This window comes from Salinivibrio sp. VYel1 (assembly GCF_009377945.1).
Classification (GTDB): domain Bacteria; phylum Pseudomonadota; class Gammaproteobacteria; order Enterobacterales; family Vibrionaceae; genus Salinivibrio; species Salinivibrio siamensis.
Genome location: NZ_RSAM01000001.1, coordinates 316,988 through 334,336, shown reverse-complemented (window position 1 = coordinate 334,336; position 17,349 = coordinate 316,988). Strand labels below are relative to the sequence as shown.

14 protein-coding genes are annotated in these 17,349 nt (G+C 49.3%); 7 read left to right on the top strand and 7 right to left on the bottom strand.

Annotated elements, in window-relative coordinates; translation table 11 throughout:
- Positions 1 to 22: 22 nt before the first annotated feature.
- The 5 genes from fghA (at position 23) to EHW58_RS01460 (ending at position 5,165) form a co-directional block, all read left to right on the top strand.
- Positions 23 to 859 (top strand): S-formylglutathione hydrolase, encoded by an 837-nt coding sequence (gene fghA, locus EHW58_RS01480; RefSeq protein ID WP_152794208.1) that lies wholly within the window; start codon positions 23 to 25, stop codon positions 857 to 859.
- Positions 860 to 1,369: 510 nt separating this feature from the next.
- On the top strand, positions 1,370 to 1,960 hold the full coding sequence (locus EHW58_RS01475) for a hypothetical protein (protein ID WP_370517808.1): 591 nt from the start codon (positions 1,370 to 1,372) through the stop codon (positions 1,958 to 1,960).
- A gap of 125 nt (positions 1,961 to 2,085) precedes the next feature.
- The gene (locus EHW58_RS01470) at positions 2,086 to 2,988 is read left to right on the top strand and encodes a hypothetical protein (protein WP_152794205.1); all 903 of its coding nucleotides are present in this window, start codon (positions 2,086 to 2,088) and stop codon (positions 2,986 to 2,988) included.
- 315 nt (positions 2,989 to 3,303) lie between these two features.
- Entirely contained in the window at positions 3,304 to 4,767 is a 1,464-nt protein-coding gene (locus EHW58_RS01465; RefSeq protein ID WP_227986262.1) for a P-loop ATPase, Sll1717 family, read from the top strand.
- Positions 4,768 to 4,949: 182 nt separating this feature from the next.
- Complete coding sequence (locus tag EHW58_RS01460; RefSeq protein ID WP_069587895.1) at positions 4,950 to 5,165, top strand: TIGR02450 family Trp-rich protein; 216 nt, start codon at positions 4,950 to 4,952, stop codon at positions 5,163 to 5,165.
- Between the two features lie 77 nt (positions 5,166 to 5,242).
- Here EHW58_RS01460 and EHW58_RS01455 read toward each other — a convergent pair whose 3' ends face one another.
- The 4 genes from EHW58_RS01455 to EHW58_RS01440 all read right to left on the bottom strand — a co-directional run bounded on the left by EHW58_RS01455 (position 5,243) and on the right by EHW58_RS01440 (position 10,053).
- The gene (locus tag EHW58_RS01455; RefSeq protein WP_077653210.1) at positions 5,243 to 5,938 is read right to left on the bottom strand and encodes a VC0807 family protein; all 696 of its coding nucleotides are present in this window, start codon (positions 5,936 to 5,938) and stop codon (positions 5,243 to 5,245) included.
- Between the two features lie 194 nt (positions 5,939 to 6,132).
- Positions 6,133 to 7,101 carry a calcium/sodium antiporter gene (locus EHW58_RS01450; protein WP_152794203.1) on the bottom strand — a complete coding sequence of 323 codons (969 nt, stop codon included), beginning with the start codon at positions 7,099 to 7,101 and terminating at the stop codon, positions 6,133 to 6,135.
- Between the two features lie 160 nt (positions 7,102 to 7,261).
- Positions 7,262 to 8,959 carry a glycoside hydrolase family 32 protein gene (locus EHW58_RS01445; RefSeq protein WP_152794201.1) on the bottom strand — a complete coding sequence of 566 codons (1,698 nt, stop codon included), beginning with the start codon at positions 8,957 to 8,959 and terminating at the stop codon, positions 7,262 to 7,264.
- A gap of 101 nt (positions 8,960 to 9,060) precedes the next feature.
- The gene (locus EHW58_RS01440; RefSeq protein ID WP_152794199.1) at positions 9,061 to 10,053 is read right to left on the bottom strand and encodes a LacI family DNA-binding transcriptional regulator; all 993 of its coding nucleotides are present in this window, start codon (positions 10,051 to 10,053) and stop codon (positions 9,061 to 9,063) included.
- 282 nt (positions 10,054 to 10,335) lie between these two features.
- Here EHW58_RS01440 and EHW58_RS01435 point away from each other — a divergent pair, with 282 nt between their 5' ends.
- Positions 10,336 to 11,769, top strand: coding sequence for a sucrose-specific PTS transporter subunit IIBC (locus tag EHW58_RS01435; RefSeq protein WP_046075745.1), 1,434 nt, complete (start codon positions 10,336 to 10,338; stop codon positions 11,767 to 11,769).
- Positions 11,770 to 11,796: 27 nt separating this feature from the next.
- Positions 11,797 to 12,747, top strand: coding sequence for an aminoimidazole riboside kinase (locus EHW58_RS01430; protein WP_152794197.1), 951 nt, complete (start codon positions 11,797 to 11,799; stop codon positions 12,745 to 12,747).
- Positions 12,748 to 12,768: 21 nt separating this feature from the next.
- Here EHW58_RS01430 and EHW58_RS01425 read toward each other — a convergent pair whose 3' ends face one another.
- The 3 genes from EHW58_RS01425 to EHW58_RS01415 form a co-directional block, all read right to left on the bottom strand.
- The gene (locus EHW58_RS01425) at positions 12,769 to 14,736 is read right to left on the bottom strand and encodes a sensor histidine kinase (RefSeq protein ID WP_152794195.1); all 1,968 of its coding nucleotides are present in this window, start codon (positions 14,734 to 14,736) and stop codon (positions 12,769 to 12,771) included.
- A gap of 245 nt (positions 14,737 to 14,981) precedes the next feature.
- Entirely contained in the window at positions 14,982 to 16,004 is a 1,023-nt protein-coding gene (locus EHW58_RS01420) for an NADP-dependent oxidoreductase (RefSeq protein WP_152794193.1), read from the bottom strand.
- Between the two features lie 76 nt (positions 16,005 to 16,080).
- Complete coding sequence (locus EHW58_RS01415; RefSeq protein WP_152794191.1) at positions 16,081 to 17,238, bottom strand: iron-containing alcohol dehydrogenase; 1,158 nt, start codon at positions 17,236 to 17,238, stop codon at positions 16,081 to 16,083.
- Positions 17,239 to 17,349 lie beyond the last annotated feature (111 nt).

The following is a 17,349-nucleotide window of genomic DNA, read 5'->3' as shown; positions in this document are numbered from 1 at the left end:
GCAACGCGGCGGTAAAATAACCATGCAACTAGAAAAAATAAGCGAAAACAAAGTCGCAGGCGGTTGGCACCAACGTTGGCAGCATGACTCTAAAGCCACCAACGGCAAAATGACCTTTGCGATCTTTCTGCCAGAGAAAGCGAAAGAACAACCTGTGCCGGTGCTTTATTGGCTCTCGGGCCTGACCTGCACTGACGAAAACTTTATGCAAAAGGCCGGCGCGTTTAAACAAGCCTCCACCTTGGGGATGGCGATTGTGGCGCCGGACACCAGCCCGCGCGGCGAGGGCGTGGCCGATGCCAATCAATACGATCTCGGCCAAGGGGCGGGGTTTTATGTCAATGCCACCCAAGCGCCATGGCAGTCGCACTACCAGATGTACGACTACGTTGCCCACGAACTGCCGGAGCTGATTGAATCGCACTTTGCGGTCAACAACCAGCGCGCGATTGCCGGACACAGCATGGGCGGCCACGGCGCGCTAGTGATTGGTTTGCGTAACCCATCACGTTATAGCAGCATTTCCGCGTTCAGCCCGATTTGTCATCCCACCGAATGCCCGTGGGGCAAACAGGCCTTTAGCGCCTATTTAGGTGATGACGAACAAACATGGCAAGCCTACGATGCCACCGCGTTACTCGCCCAAGGCCCCACCGCCATGCCGATGCTGGTGGACCAAGGCGACAAAGACGGCTTTTTGGCCGAGCAGCTTAACCCGCAAGCCCTGAAACAAGCGGCCGAGAAACACAACTCCCCGCTCACCTTGCGCATGCAACCCGGCTACGACCACAGCTACTTTTTCATCAGTACTTTTATTGATGAACACCTCGCCTTCCACGCGACCCGTTTTGCGCGGTAAGGCACAGAAAAAACGTCGAGACCCAAGCGGCCACCCAGGCCGCTTTTTTTGTACCCATTTCACAAAACATGGCTTGGCTAACACTTTGGACAATAGCGCACGAAAACCAACACAGCGCTTGATACACTAATCCACAAATTAGCCAATAAATGGCGTGTTAGGTGCCGACAACTGATCGGCGGTAGCGTGTGGCTAAGCACTGGATGCTTAACCAGCTTATCGGCTAGATACAGGCAAAAGCGTGCACGTTTATCCGTGACAGGTTCACACTATCTCGGAATGGGCGATAAAAATAATCGATTATTCATATGATTACAGTTCAATGCTCGGGGATAGTGTGAATGCCCGAGTAGGGATAGACGGCATGCACACTTTCACGGAAGAGCAGTATCCACTAGAGGTGAGAAATTCTAATAATAACAGTCTATTAGGTAGAAAAGAGTGCGTATAACGGTTTTGGGAAATCGTGCGTGCGCACTAATACAATGTTAATTTGCACAAGGAGTCATCGTGACATTTTCAGACATGTTAAATGACAACGTTACCCTTCTGAAAAAGAACGGTGATTGTGTAGAGGGCATCAAAGCCAGTGTTCAGTCGAAGAAGATCTTCATAAATCGCTCTGATATTCTGATCGAAACCGGTGATCTTATTCAGCGGCAAATGTCGAACGGCGGTGAGGAGACCTACGAGGTTATCGACCCTGGGTTCCATGAAAGTTTCGGTAGCATTGAAGCGCATTACCAAATGACCCACCGGAAACTTGGCCTGCCAGAAGCAAAGGCGGCAGTTCAGAACATCACGTATCACATCTCCGGGCCAAATGCCCGAGTCAACAATCACTCGACTGATAACTCAGTTAACACCGTCAATATTAATCCTGATGTCGCTGAGCATATCTCTATGTTGCGGCATGAGGTGAAGCGCCTTTTACCTGATAATGAGCAGCAACCCGCTCTTGAGGTGGTTGATGCCATTGAGGGTCAGTTCGAATCAAGCTCACCTAGCAAGGTTGTCGTGAAAACGCTCCTGGGTGCTTTGCCGAGTGCTGGTAGCATTGCTTCAATAGGCTCATTCCTTCTCTCGGCATTGGGCGGCTGAAGTGCAAATTAACAAGTCGCTGTAGTACGCGGCCGATGGCCGCCGGATGCCCTTTTCATTGCGGCTTCGCCTCCATTACAAGGGCGCCGCTAAGCTCAGCGTTAATATTAATTTGAGAAACAATAATGAATGCTTGGTTAGATAAAGCGATAAAAGTTAAAGATGATATAAAGGGGGTTATTTCATATACCCTTCCTCTAAAGTTGGTGTTAGGGCTGCTTGTTACTGCTGTCGGAAGTGCGAGTGTTCTCGGACTTTTGAGCGAGTTTGCAGTTTACAATTATGCTCTTGTAAAAGGTTTTAGAGTTCCGGTTGAAGGTATTCCATATCTAAGACCGACAGTGACTCTAATTAGCCTGTGTTTGTTGATTTTTGCAGCATTAGGATTTTTACTTGTCTATTCTTTTGCTAAATCTACCGCAATGTACATGTCTGCTCCCGAGCAAGGGCTAAAGTTTTTGGCAAAGAAACTTAAAATTAGTGAAAATCGAGTCTCTGCTCTGTCACTAACCGAGGATATGAGAAACAGTAGTAAGAGAAAAGTTCTATTATTATCCACGCTTGCAGCTTTAGGCGTCGTGGCTCTACTGACGTTATTAGTGAACTATACTCCCATATCTAACAGTGATAAATATGTTGCAATGGGTTTAGGGAACTTTGACTTTAAATGGCAAATAGCTATCTTTGTGGCTGCATTTATCACGTATCTATCTGCTTTTAGACCTAGATATATAAAGCATATGGCAATAGTTAGCTCACTTTTAAGTGTTCTCTTGTTAATAGGTTTTTTATTTAATGGGAATTTGTACTCTGGCTTTTTGAATGTTATAGGTTTTGGTGGTGAGCGAGATATTACCATAATAAGTAAAGACAAAGAGGAAACATTGTCTGGGAAGTTACTAATTCAAAGTAATGATTACTACTTTGTACTGATTAGTAGTAGCGATGTAGTTGAGTTTCCTTTATCTAAGGTTGACCGTGTCTTATACCCACAGTCTGAGAACTTTTGGCATCGGGTTAAAAATTAACCTAACAAATAAGAATAAGTGTCGCGCAGCCGACACTTTATTTGGGTGTTGAACAAGCCCGTTGCTTTATTAAGTAAATAGCTCGAATGCGCATAGGTAGGCGCTGCGTCTGGCACTTTTTTCAGCGCGAGCACTACCAAGAGGTGAGTGTTCTATGATCATGCTCCGCATTAACAGAAAAATAGTGTTTGGTGAGATCAACGCTACAAAATAATTGAGTAGACACTGTTACCTCCTGTATTAAAGCGCACCTAAGTATAGCAGATCTTAAATAGGGAGAATCCATGTCATTCGTTAGCAATATAAAAGAGGGTTATGATGATCGTTGTAGATATTCGCGATAATAAATTATTCGGTAATGAGGCAGGGGAGGACGAAGATTTAGATGTTCTTAACTCTTACTATATTGATAATGATGAATTCTATGATTTCTTTGATTCGGAGAGTAGATTGAGCGTTGTAAGTGCTAGAAAAGGTATGGGTAAGTCAGCTTTACTTTCTCGTCTTGAGTACAAACTAAAAAACCATGATGAATACGATGAACCAATGGTAATAAGAGTTACGGGAAACGAATTGCTAGGCTTAGGTGATTTCTCTTCAAAAGATCAAGCATATCTAGAAAATTATTGGAAAAGAATTATTTGTAAGAAAGTAATCATAGAGATCGGAAGTCAGATAGGTTTTGCGTTGTCAAGCGATGAGATTGCAATGGTAGAAAGCTCTGAGCTAGATGGCTTGAAAAGCAAAAACTTTATTGGTGGGCTATTGGCAAGAGTTAAAGGGAAAATACCTTTTATTAATGCGGAACTAAAAGAAAACATCCCGGAAAATTTAGAAAGCCTTCTTTCTAATTATCAAGATAAAAATGAAAACTCTAAGGTTTGGATTCTGATCGATGACATAGATTCTAAGTATGTTGATACAGAAGATTATCAGGCGAGAGTGGGTTCTTTTTTTAGTGCAATACGTTCATTGGCATTCAATACCAAAAACCTCAATATACGTTCAACAGTTAGAACGGATGTATGGTTAAATTTGCGACACTTGGAAGATCTTGATAAATGGGAACAATATATAATTGAGATTGTTTGGACTAACAGGCATATGAGAGATATGTTAGCTAATAAGATTCTGTCTTATATTAAAAGAAATTATCCACAATCTAGTGAAGCTAAACTTTCTTATTTAAGTGATTATAATCGAATTTTTAAAATTGTATTTGATACACCAATTGAATGGAAAGGAAGAACAGACGCTTCAATTTGGGAGGCTATAGCTGCATTTTCCAATAAACGCCCAAGGTGGATGGGACAACTATGTCGTATGTCTGCCATTCAATGTAAGCGCTCAAGCTCAAGAAATCGTAAAATTAAGTTCCGTCACATTGATGAAATCCTAGAAAGCTTCGGGAAAAATCGTAAGCATGATTTAATCAAGGAACATAAACATCAGTTCTCTGAACTTGATGCATTGATTGATTGTTTTCGGGCGAGGAGTAAAGAGTATACTTATCATGAACTTAATGACGTGATTGAAACTCACTATATTCGAGGTCGGGATAGTAGTGAAATTCCGAAAGTAGATGGTATTAAATATAAATCTACAGAAGACCTAGGTGCGTTCATTTATAAGCTGGGGCTGATTTCTCATAAGCAAGATTCTAGAACATTTACACATTATTGTGATAATCCTGATTTATTCAAAACAATTGAAAATAGAGATAATAAACTTGTTTGGGCTATACATCTTTCATATAGAAAGTTCTTAAATATTCGCTAGTTACAATGGTAACAAGATATTGGGCTCCCGCTGGACTCGTTCCCTCGCAGGAGCGTGGGAACGAGTTATCAAAATAGTGCCCGTGAGAGGCAGCACTCCAACCCCAACCACTGAACCAAACCGAACCTCGATCGTACTAGGTATCGTTATGTTTAAGTGATGCAGTATCTAACGGGGTGAGTGTGAATCAAATCAATCCAGCCAAGTTACGCAATAGCAAGTGGACGGCGGTCAAACCCATTAATCGCGAGAAGCACTTTGTAGTCTCTGACGTTGAGTATGATGAAGACGGTGTGGTGGTGTTGTGCGTGCTCGAGTCGGTGCTGTCGAAAAAAGAATATCCGATTGACTGGCGTGAGCTCAAAAGTGACGAGAAGTGGCGTCAAGGGTGGAAGTGATAACGCAAGGGAGGAGGCTATCCTCCCTTTTTTGATCTGTTTTTGACCCGTTTTTGAAACGGCGCGTGTGGCGCTTGTTATTTCAGGTGGAAAATTTGCTCTGTTTCTAGCGATGTCATCGCGCGTATCTGACGCCAAATGTAGTAAAAGATGCCGAACATCATCAACATGCTAGGGATAGCAATCATCGGGTAGCTGTATAGCGTCATTTTGCCTAGCTCTTCATTAAACGCGGACGTGCCGGCAGGGCTGGTCACAATCCACGTGGCAAGGAAGTAGTTCATCGCCGATGAGAACACAAAGGTGCTGGCGAACAGGTAGTTTGACCACATCAAGCAGCGCTCAAAGGCGTCGGATTGTCCTTTTTCTTTTAGGCGCTGATTAATCAACGAGAGGTTGAGCACGGTGTCATTCAGAATTAACTTCTGCATCAGTGGGTAGCGGGTAAAGGTTGACCCTAACACCGCCAAGCCGATAAGGCCGGGGATCAGCGCCTCTTTTAAGGCTAACCAACGGGTATCGAGCTCGAGTAGGCCAATCCCGCCTGTCAGTAACACGCTGATAAAGCCCAGCGCTGCGATAAAATTGAATTTCTGGTTACGGACCAGATCCATCCCGCCGTAAGCGAGAGGAAAGGCCAAAGCGACGACCAGTGCCGTGGCTGTACCTAGGTATTCATCGCCGCTCAACTTCATCAGGATGATCGAGGGGATGAAAACGTTGAACAGGATTTCAAACAGGGGACTCGGCTTTTTCGCGGTGGTATTGCTCATAATCTGTGACTAACTCTACGTGATATCGGTTGTCATTATACTCTGCCAAGCAGTGTTCATCGACCCGCGATCGATGTAAAGCGCAAAAGCGCACCGTTGTGTAACTATGTGTGAAATCAACTCATTGCTTGTTCGAGGCGCTAATCACTATTTGTTGAGACGATGTACGCTTCAGATCTTGATGTGTAGAGCCCCTACCGCACGGCATAGATCAGCAAACAGGTATAGCTGATATAGCACACAAACAGTAATCCCCCTTCGGCGCGGTTGATTTCACGTGTCTTGCCAAAGCGTATTGCGACCAGCAGCAAGAGCACGGTGGCGGCGAGCATCACCATCCAATCTCGCCAGAAGACCGCTTCGGTGATGTCGCGAATCGGCTCGATGGCGCCAGCAATACCAATCACGGCAAGGGAATTAAAAATGTTGGAGCCGACCACGTTGCCCACGGCAATATCGTGCTCTCCTTTGCGGGCGGCGATAATTGAGGCGGCCAACTCGGGCAGGGAGGTGCCTAATGCGACTATGGTTAAACCAATAATCAGATCGCTGATGCCCAGCTGTTGGGCGATCTCAACGGCACCCCATACCAAGATGCGCGAGCTGACAATTAACAGTGCCAGCCCAATCGTTAGCCACATCAGTGCTTTTTTTAGCGACAGGGTTTGCTGGTTGAGTTCGGCATTCATGTCGGTGGCGAGGGTATCGTTTTTAGTACGTACGCCAGACCACACTGACCAGCCGATCAGCAGTAAAAAGCCTGTGATAAGCAGTAAAGCTTCGTAGGCGCTGATCGTGAAGTCCCATAGCATTGCCCCGATAATGAGAGTGATGGCTAAAAGAATGGGTAGCTCTTTGCGCACAATGGTGGAATGCACTGCAATAGGCGCGATGAGGGCGGTCACCCCGAGAATTAAGGTGATATTGACGATGTTCGAGCCTAGCGCATTGCCCAGTGCTAACGCAGGATTGCCATCGACTGCAGCCATCGCTGAGACCACCATTTCAGGCGCTGATGTACCAAACCCTACCACCAGCATGCCAATGAGTAGCGGCGGTATACCGGCATAATGGGCGCTCACAGCCGCGCCTTCTACAAACCTATCTGCACTCCACACCAAAAGCGCAAATCCAGCAATAATCGCCAGTATTGCAAGCAGCATATCGTCACCCTAGTTGAAATAAGAAGCGTGCTTAATCATCACCAATAATATCATGGCGATGATTAAACACAGAAGATTCAAACTCTTAATGCTAGTTGATGGGCGTTAACTGTGCCAGTCAGATGTGGTGTAGTATGGTCAACGCCACTTCCCTGATGTATCACCTAACACTGGCGTTTTTCAACGCATACCAATCCATCTCTTTTGGCAAAGGCGTGTCGTGGCGATCGCGTGTCAGCGCTAAAAAGGTCGCATCAATAGCGCTGAAGTAACGGCTGGTCATCGTCCATCGCCCGCCGGCGATAAAGAACTCCAGCGAGCTGGTGTCGGCGAGGACTTGTAGTGGTAAATCTTCTAGCGGCTCGGGCAAGTGAATACAGCGACGGGTATCGCCTTCTGTGGCGAGGCTTGCGCTTCTATCCAGTGTTAGGGTGCGGCTCTCACCGTCAATGATGAGTGCACAACCGGATGGTTTGCCGGAGGATGCTGGCGTCATCATGCCGCTGCGGCTGTGAAAGTATAGCGTGTAGTGGCCGCTGGTCGGAATGGGCAGCGTGGTGTTGAGCTCAAACTGCTTGGTGCCTAAATCCACGGTGGTTGAATGGCACTCAGGGTTAATCACCAAAAGTTGCTGAGGGCCTCTTAAGCTTTGCAGCGCGGCGGCTGGGCGCTGATAAATTTGCCCATTTTCCCAGCGTAACTCACGTGGACAGGTTAACTGATGCAACCAGCCCGCACTTAAACTGGGTTGTTCAACTTCGTCTGGCAGGCCCATCCAAGCGATAAGCATGCGCTTATTGTCAGGGGTCTGCGCCGTCTGCGGGGCGTAAAAATCAAACCCATGATCCAGCACTTGCCAGTTATCAAGCCTGATGCCGTCCGCTTCTAGCGTGGCTTTGGCGTAACCATTGTGGTGAGGAACTTGATGATCGGGCGTTGGTGATGGGCTGCCTTGTGGGCAGAGAATACAGAGCCATTGATCGCTTAATTGGAACAGATCTGGGCATTCCCACATATAACCATGCTCGCCTAAGCTATCACCGCTTAGTCCGTCATAGTGCCACGTAAGACCATCAGCAGACGAATACTGCGCCAGGCGGCCTATTTTATCTTCACGTTGCGCGCCCAACAGCATCCGATAGTGTTGGCCGTCATGGATGACTTTGGGATCGCGAATATGCTCGGTCACGCCTGCTGGTGGGGCATCAATCACCGGGCCGAACTTTTCAAAATGAATGCCATCGCTTGACCGCGCCACACATTGGGTCGTTTGGCGCAAACGCTCGGGGCCAATGCGGGTATTGCCGGTGTAATACAGCCAAAGGGCGTTGTTCATCACCATGGCGTGGCCTGAAAATACCCCATGGCTGTCATACCAATCACTGGGGGTGAGGCCGAGCGGCGCGGTATGCCATTGCACCCCATCAGGGCTGATTAAATGCACCCAGAATTTATCTTTGTGCTCACAGGCAAAGGGATACCACTGATAAAAAAGGTGATAGTGACCTTGAAAGTAAATAAAACCATTGGGGTCATTCAGCAGCCCTTGGGGAGGGCTGATATGCCATCCGGGGCGATGGAAATCTGTCTTTTGGCTGGGTGAATAGAAGGGCGCGGCTTGTTCACGCAGGTTGTGATCGATCACGCGTCCCAGTGCCGTTAGCGCCCCCTGACTGACGGGTTGATCGAGGGTGATCTGGCGTAGTGAATGGTCAATCGTACTGATTGGCAGCACGTCTTGGTTCACGCGTTCAAGCTCGATGAGCTCAATGATCACCTTGTCTTGATGGCGCAATGCTCGTCGCACGTTATCGGCGCCACCACATGCGTCAACCAGGCCTGTTGGGGTTATTTCCATCTATCCGTACCAATTTTATTTTCGGGAACGTTCCAAAAATAGCGAATAAGACGGCGGTGGCGCAAGTAAAATTTCTCTGTATTGGGTTAACGGTCGCTGTGTTAAGGGCAGGTGGCGCGGCTGATATAGTTAAAGCCCATCACCAATTTGGACACATGACTTTGCCCGGTTTCCAGTAATTCGAGCAGCATTTTGGCACCACTTTCTCCTGCTGCATCAAAGGCATAGTCAAACGTGGATAAGCTTGGCGATACCACTTGGGCAAGTTCATCATCGCCCACTCCCATCAGCTTCACGGTGTGCCCAGGGGTGATCCCTTGTGCTTGCAAAGCTTGGATAGCGCCAATCGCGATACGGTCGGTGGCACAAAATACGCCGTCAAGATCAGGATATTGCTCTAACATAGCGGTCATGGCGACATAGCCCGATTGAATCGAGAATTGACCTTGGTAATGGAACAAGGGTACCGTTTGGGTCAACGTGGTCAATGCGCTCTCAAAGCCTTGATAACGTTGCTGATCAACGGCAATATCTTCCGCTTGTACCCCCAGAAAGCCCACCTGTCGGCAGCCAGCATTAATAAGCTGCTCGCCAGCACAAAAGCCCACCCGATAATCATCATGGATCACGCTGGGAATGTTATAGGGTGAGCCGTCTTGACCAATTACCACCACCGGCGCACTCGAGCGCTTAATGGCGTGCACCAAGTCGGGGTTGAGCGTGGAGGCAAACAGCAGTATCCCTTCTACGCGTTTTTGGTTGAACAAATCGAGGTAGTAGCAAATACGCTGATCGTCTTGGCGCGTGTTGGCCAATAGCACGTTTTTGCCTTTTTTATCAAAGACATGGCTAAGCCCATCAACGCTGGCTGACATCGCATTCGACGATACTCGCGGTACAATCACCCCGATGAGGTTGGTTTTGTTGGATTTCAAATCCTTAGCGATTTGATTGACCACATAGCCGCATTGCTCAATGGCGCGGTTAACTTTTTCAATGGTGGCGGGCTTTACGCCATATTCCTGGTTAATCACGCGTGAAACGGTTGATTTAGAAACACCCGCTAAACGGGCGACATCATTCAAGCTAGCCATGGGTTCTCCTTTGCTGGGAGTAGCATGATCGTTCCATTTACGGATCCTTTGCAAACATAGCGCCTTAAATGCCCCCTATTTAGTGATATTCATCACGTTTAAGGTGAGAGGTACGCGGCGGTTTACCGATCGATCTCACAGCGATTAGCCCTCATACTTGATGCTTTACAGGATTCAGCACATCATTTTCGGGATCGTTCCCGAAAATGTGGAGCGTGTGACGCCACACGAAAATAAAAGTGACGGTGGCAAAGACGGTGAGAGCGTGCAGGGGAAGTAGCCATGAACTACCAAAAAATAGCACAACAACTACTCGATAAACTGGGTGGAAAAGAAAACATCGCGGCGGCGGCACACTGTGCCACGCGGCTAAGACTCGCACTCCATGATGATAACTTGGCGGATTTAAGCGCGATTGAATCGATTGAAGGTGTGAAAGGCCAATTTCAAGTCAGTGGTCAGTTACAGATCATTTTTGGCTCGGGCATTGTCAATAATGTTTATGCCGAATTCAGCAAATTAACGGGCCAGTCAGACATGTCGTCGAAAGACGTGGCGGCGGCTGGCGCTGAAAAACAAAATTGGCTACAACGCGCGGTGAAAGGGCTGTCAGATATTTTTGTTCCCATTATTCCAGCCATCGTCGCCGGTGGTTTGCTGATGGGGATTTTTAATATCCTGACGGCGCCGGGTTTGATTATTGATGGCAAGTCTTTAATTGAGGCTTACCCACAAATGGGCGACTTGGCCAATATGATCAATACCTTCGCTAATGCGCCATTTGTGTTCTTGCCGGTACTGCTGGCGTTTTCTGCCAGTAAAAAGTTTGGCGCCAACCCCTTTTTGGGTGCGGCACTCGGGATGTTAATGGTCCACCCTGATCTGCTCAATGGCTGGGGCTTTGGTGGTGCGGCGGTGTCCGGCGATATTCCAGTATGGGAAATCTTTGGTTTTGAGATTGAAAAAGTCGGTTATCAAGGCTCGGTACTGCCTGTGCTGGTTGCCACTTATATTCTCGCCCAAGTCGAGCAAGGGCTACGTCGTATTATTCCCTCGGTGCTGGATAACTTGCTGACGCCTCTACTGGCGATTTTTATCACCGGGCTGATCACCTTTACTCTGGTGGGTCCATTTACCCGTGATCTCGGCTTCTTGCTCGGCGATGGTCTCAACTGGGTGTATGAATCAGCAGGGATGATTGGTGGTGCATTGTTTGGGTTTGTGTATGCGCCGTTTGTGATCACCGGGATGCACCACAGCTTTATCGCAATTGAAACCCAACTGTTGGCAGACATTGCGGTCACTGGCGGTACCTTCATCTTCCCGATTGCCGCGATGTCAAATGTGGCGCAAGGGGCAGCCTGTTTGGCGTTCGGGCTAAAAACCGCGGATGTGAAAGCGAAAGGAATTGCGATGCCGGCGGGTATCACGGCACTGCTTGGCATCACTGAGCCGGCGATGTTTGGTATTAACCTTAAATACCGTTATCCGTTTATCGGGGCTTTGGTAGGCGCAGCCTGTGCAGGCGCGTTCATCACCTTCTTTAAAGTGAAAGCGCAAGCGCTGGGTGCCGCGGGGCTGCCAGGGATCATTTCGATTCGCCCTGACGGAGTGGTGCCGTATATCATCGGAATGGCCATTGCTTTTGTCGTGGCGTTTGCGGTGACCTATGTACTGGGTACCCGTAAAAAATATGCGCAAACGGCGGCGGCCTAATCGAGCATTGAACGAGGAGCAAGCGTGATGAGTAAGGTATGGGTCACTGGCGATGCGGTAGTGGATTTGATCCCTGACGGTGAACGCCACTACCTAAAATGTCCGGGCGGTGCGCCCGCCAATGTGGCCGTGGCGATTAGCCGGCTGGGGGAGAAAACGGGCTTTATTGGTCGAGTGGGCGACGATCCATTGGGACGTTTTATGCAAACCACGTTGGCCGATGAAGGCGTAGACATTGCGTTTATGCATCGCGATAACGCGCAACGCACCTCAACCGTGTTGGTCGAGTTAGATGAGGCGGGTGAGCGCAGCTTTACGTTTATGGTCAAACCCAGTGCCGATCAGTTTGTGCAGCCCGATGACTTCCCTGTGTTTGAAAAGGGGCAGTGGTTACATGCTTGCTCCATTGCGTTAGCTAACGAACCCTCGCGATCGGCCACGCTCGGCGCCATGCAAGCGTGTCGTGACCAGGGTGGGTTTGTCAGCTTTGACCCTAACTTGCGTGATGATTTGTGGCAAAGCGAGGCGCAGATGCTAGAGACCGTGAGGCAAGCCTTGCCGCTGGCGGATGTGGTCAAAGTGTCTGATGATGAGCTTGCTTTACTGACTGCGCCGTTAGTGACAGGCTCCGAGCCCGGCGAGAGCCGTTCTATCAAATCCGCGCTTGAAGTGCTCGTCTCGCACGTACCGAGTGTGTCCCTGTGGGTGGTCACGCTAGGCAGTGACGGTGCACAAGTTGCGTTCAACCGAGCGCTTTGGCAGGTGGCGGCAACACCCGCCAAGGTCGTGGATACCACTGGCGCTGGTGATGCGTTTATGGGCGGCTTGTTGGCTGCCCTAGCCAAGTTGCCCAACTGGCAGTCGCCAGAGGCGGTGACTGAGGCAGTGCGTCAAGGCAACCGCTGTGGCGCACTGGCCACGACCGCCAAAGGTGCTATGACCGCATTGCCCACGGCGTTGCAGTTGGCTGGACAATGATATTCCATTTACCAGCCATCTTCATGAAGACGACGAGGCACGTTCGGGGGCCGTCAGTGGAATCGTCACAATGAAGCGACTGCCCTGTTGCGGTTTGCTTTTTACCTGAATACGGCCACCGAGCACACTCGTGATGAGGTTGAAGGTAATATGTAAGCCAAGGCCAGATCCGCCCTGACCGAGGTGGGTGGTATAAAAGGGATCAAAAATGTGTTTTTGCACGTCTGGCGTCATGCCCACGCCGTTATCTTGGACGGTAATATGTACCTGATCGTGTGAATCCTGACTCGCATGGATTTGAATATGGCCTTGATCTTGCGTGGTAAATGCATGTACTAACGCATTGTTAATTAAGTTGATCAGCGTTTGGGTGAGGGCTCCAGGGTAGCTATTGAGCTTAATCGCCTCAGGAATATCTACGTCAAGGTGGTGAGGCGTTCGCTGCAGTGTCGGACGCAAAGACAGAAGCACTTCGTTGATAAGATGATGGAGGTCAAACTCGCGCTGGTGGTCGTTGGTTTGATCCACGGCCAGTTGTTTAAATGCACGGATTAATTCGGAGGCACGTGACATGTTACGTTCAACAATCCGTGTCCCATCTTCAACATGGGTGAGAAATTGGTCTAAATCGTCACGTGTGATCGGCTTTTCGAGTTGTTGGACAAAATCTTGCTTCATCGACAAGATGGAGGTTGAAGACATCAGTGCGTTGCCGATGGGGGTATTCAGCTCGTGTGCGATGCCTGCGACCAGGGAGCCGAGTGAGGACAGTTTTTCATTCTGAACTAATTCATCTTGGAGTGTTTCTAAACGCAATAGCAGTGCCTTTAGTTTATCACCATAATCGTTGACGGCATGGCGTAATTCCCCGACTTCATTCAGGTTCCCCACGTCGAGTGCTTGGGTGGTTTCACCATCGATCAACTCTCGGATCTGATGGGTGGTTTGTCGAATTTTATCCAGTAAATTGCGGGCGGTGATCGTCGCGATGACACCGACAACGAGCAGCAAGCCACCAATCGCTATCATTAAAAACAACCCCATGTTGTCAGCGGCGGCGGTCATTTTGCTTTTAGGGATGGCGAGGCCAATCACCCAGTCGGCTTCAGGGTAGCGAATCAAATGGACATATGCGGCTTCGTTGAGGATGCCGTCATTTTCTACCGTGATTAGCTTGCTGGTGCTGAGTGTTTGGGTTGCCTTGAACGCCGATTGCAACCAAGGCAATTGCACTTGCAGTTCGTCTCGCGTCCATAGTGTGTTCCTGTAGGGTTGAAAGGTGACGGCTGATTGCGGAAAGCTGATCGCTTTGCTGTCTGCGTCGAAGGCGAAGACATAGCCACCGTTTTCTTTGCCATACTGGGACAAAATATCTGAGATGCCGGCGAGCCTCATATCGACGGTGGCGACACCCACAAAGCGCTTATCATCTTTCATTGGCACGGTGCAGGTGATCATCGGCTCTTTGGTAAAAGGGTCAATATAGGCGTTGGACCAACTGCAATGATCGGCGGGGGTTGTTTTGCCCGCTACGTACCAACTTTCATTGTGATACCCCTCCCCGTCTGGATGGTTGTAATCGTCGTAGTACTCCATGGTCGCGCCTGCTCGGCCCCAGAAAAAACTTCGCCGCGCCACCCCTTGTGTAAATGTGCCGGGCTCGGGCCAGATACCACCGCCGGCAATCGCTGGATCGCCATGATTATTGAGGATCTCGGGAAAGGTGGTGCGGAACAGAGCTTCATCTTTGGGGAGTGTGGTCCCCGCTAACGCCATGGTGCTGGTTAACAGTTCAATTTGGCCGAGTTTGGCGTCGAGTAAATCGAGCAGGGCGTGTTGATTGATGCTGATCCGCTCTTGTCGCTGCTCAATAAGCTCGGGTTTTACCTTCCATTCCACCACCGCAAAAATCGTCAGTAATGCCATAATCAGAACAAACGCAAAACCGAGGTTGATCTGATGACGAATCATGGGTGCGACTTTGGCCATTTTGAATACATCCTCTTTCTTAGCTGAAACAGGTGTGGAGCGGTTGCGTCCTGCGGTCAGCCTTGCCAAATTTCGATGAAGCTAGTCAATCATCCCCATTAGTGTAGTTGGCACTGAGTGTTTCTTCTGCATCAAAAAGGGGAGTGGAACGGAAAAGCGAACGTCACTCATAAAAAACCCCCTTAGCTATCCATCGCTAAGGGGGAGGCAGGGTTTTCGGTATGACGAAATAAAGCGCGGATACTTTATTTAATATTGACGACCATCTTGCCGAAGTTGCGGCCTTCGAGTACATCAATCAGTGCTTGAGGCGCTTGCTCAAAGCCATCCACCGCGTGTTCACGGTAATGGATTTGGCCTTCACCGACCCATTTGGCTATGTCGTGAGCGAACTCGGGATAACGGTGCGCGTAGTCATCAAAAATGATGAAACCTTTTACGGTTAGGCGCTTAACCAAGATGGTTCCCATCAACTGCGAAAGGCGGTCTGGGCCTTCTGGCAGGGCGGTGTTGTTGTATTGAGATACCAAGCCACACACGGGAACACGTGCCCCTGTGTTAAGTAGTGGCATCACCGCATCAAATACCTTGCCGCCGACGTTTTCAAAGTACACATCAATGCCTTGCGGGCAGGCTTCGGCAAGCTGCTCGGCAAAGTTATCGGCTTTGTGATCGATACAGGCGTCAACACTGAGGTGTTCACGAGCGTATTGGCATTTGTCTTCACCACCGGCAATCGCTACCACGCGGCAGCCTTTCAGCTTACCGATTTGTGCGACGGTCGCGCCAACGGGGCCGGTTGCGGCTGCGACCACCAAGGTATCGCCCTCTTTGGGTTGGCCGATATCTAATAAGCCCATGTAGGCGGTGAAGCCGGGCATCCCCAAGATCCCAAGCGCGTATGAAACCGGCGCGAGATCAGGGTTGAGTTTAAGCAGAGTATCGCCATCGACGACAGAATGGGTTTCCCAGCCTTTATAAGCCAGTACCCAATCGCCGGCTTGGTAATCGGCATGGTTGGACTCTAGCACTTTACCCACGGTGGCACCGACCATTAGGCCATCAATGGCTACGGGTTCAGCGTATGATTTAGCATCACTCATCCGGCCGCGCATGTATGGGTCAATCGATAGGTGATGGTTTTCAATCAGGACGTCATTGTTGCCTAGTGCGGGAATGGCGACTTCTTCTAAGCGAAAGTTCTCGGCAGTGGGTGCGCCAACTGGGCGTGATGCGAGAACAAAACGTTGATTGGTTAATGCTGACATTAGTTCCTCCCTTGATGTTGGGAAAAGAGGCGGCTGCTTCAGCGCGCCTCACAATAGCAATGAAATAAACCGGCGATTAAAGCGCGGCTTGCAGCACGCGGCGGCAAACATCTGGCGTCACATCGCCATGTTCGCCGAGCTGGGTCATACCGTGTTGAGTCAGGCTTTCAATCAAGGGCTCAATCGCGGTTTCATCCAAATCGTAATCGCTCATGCGCGTTTTCACGTTCATGCGTTCGAAAAAGTCGCGCGTTTTCTCAATCGCTTGCTGCGCTTTTTCTGCTTCGCTGCCTTGGTCAATATGCCAAACGCGCTCTGCAAATTGTGCGAGCTTGGCCTGTTTTTGCTCAAACTTCTCATTGAGCATCGCAGGCAGTACTACCGCAAGGGTTTGTGCGTGGTCTAAGCCATGTTGGGCTGTAAGCTCGTGACCCAGCATATGGGTTGACCAATCTTGCGGCACACCCACGCCAATCAAGCCGTTAAGCGCTAAGGTGGCTGTCCACATCAGACTCGCACGCACGTTGTAGTCTTCTGGTGTCTCCAATGCCTGTGGGCCGAGCTCGACGAGGGTTTGTAGCAGGCCTTCAGCAAAGCGGTCTTGCACCGGCGCATTGGCAGGATAGGTGAGGTATTGTTCCACCACGTGAACAAACGCATCGACCGCACCGTTCCCCACTTGGCGAATCGGTAGGGTGTAGGTTTTCACCGGATCCAACACTGAGAACTGCGGGAACACCAGCTCGCTCATAAACGGCAGTTTCGCTTGCATTGACTCACGGGTCACCACTGAGCCTTTGTTCATCTCAGAGCCGGTAGCAGGCAAAGTGAGCACGGAGCCAAATGGCAGCGCTGCTTCCACTTTTCCGCCCATGCTGGTGAGGATGTCCCATGCGTCACCGTCATATTTCGCGGCCGCGGCAACGAATTTGGTGCCATCGATCACTGAGCCACCGCCCACGGCGAGAAGGTAGTCATAACCTTCAGCGCCGACTTTCTCGACTGCCTTCATCAAGGTCTCATAGCGCGGGTTGGGTTCAATGCCACCAAATAGGCCAAATTGACGTTGCCCTAGCGCTTGTTCGACTTCATCCAAGGTGCCTGTTTTTCGTGCACTTTGGCCACCGAATAACACGAGTACTTTGGCATCAGCCGGGATGAGCCGATCCAGCTCGGCAATCTTACCTTCGCCAAAAACGATACGTGTGGGATTGTAGAACTCAAAGTTGTTCATTGCCCATCCTTCCTTTTATTGTGCTTGATGGTATCAAGCGTTTGTTTAAATTAGACCGGTCGTCTAGTGAGTGCCGGTTAAAAACCCGCCAAAGCGGGTTTAGAGTAGATG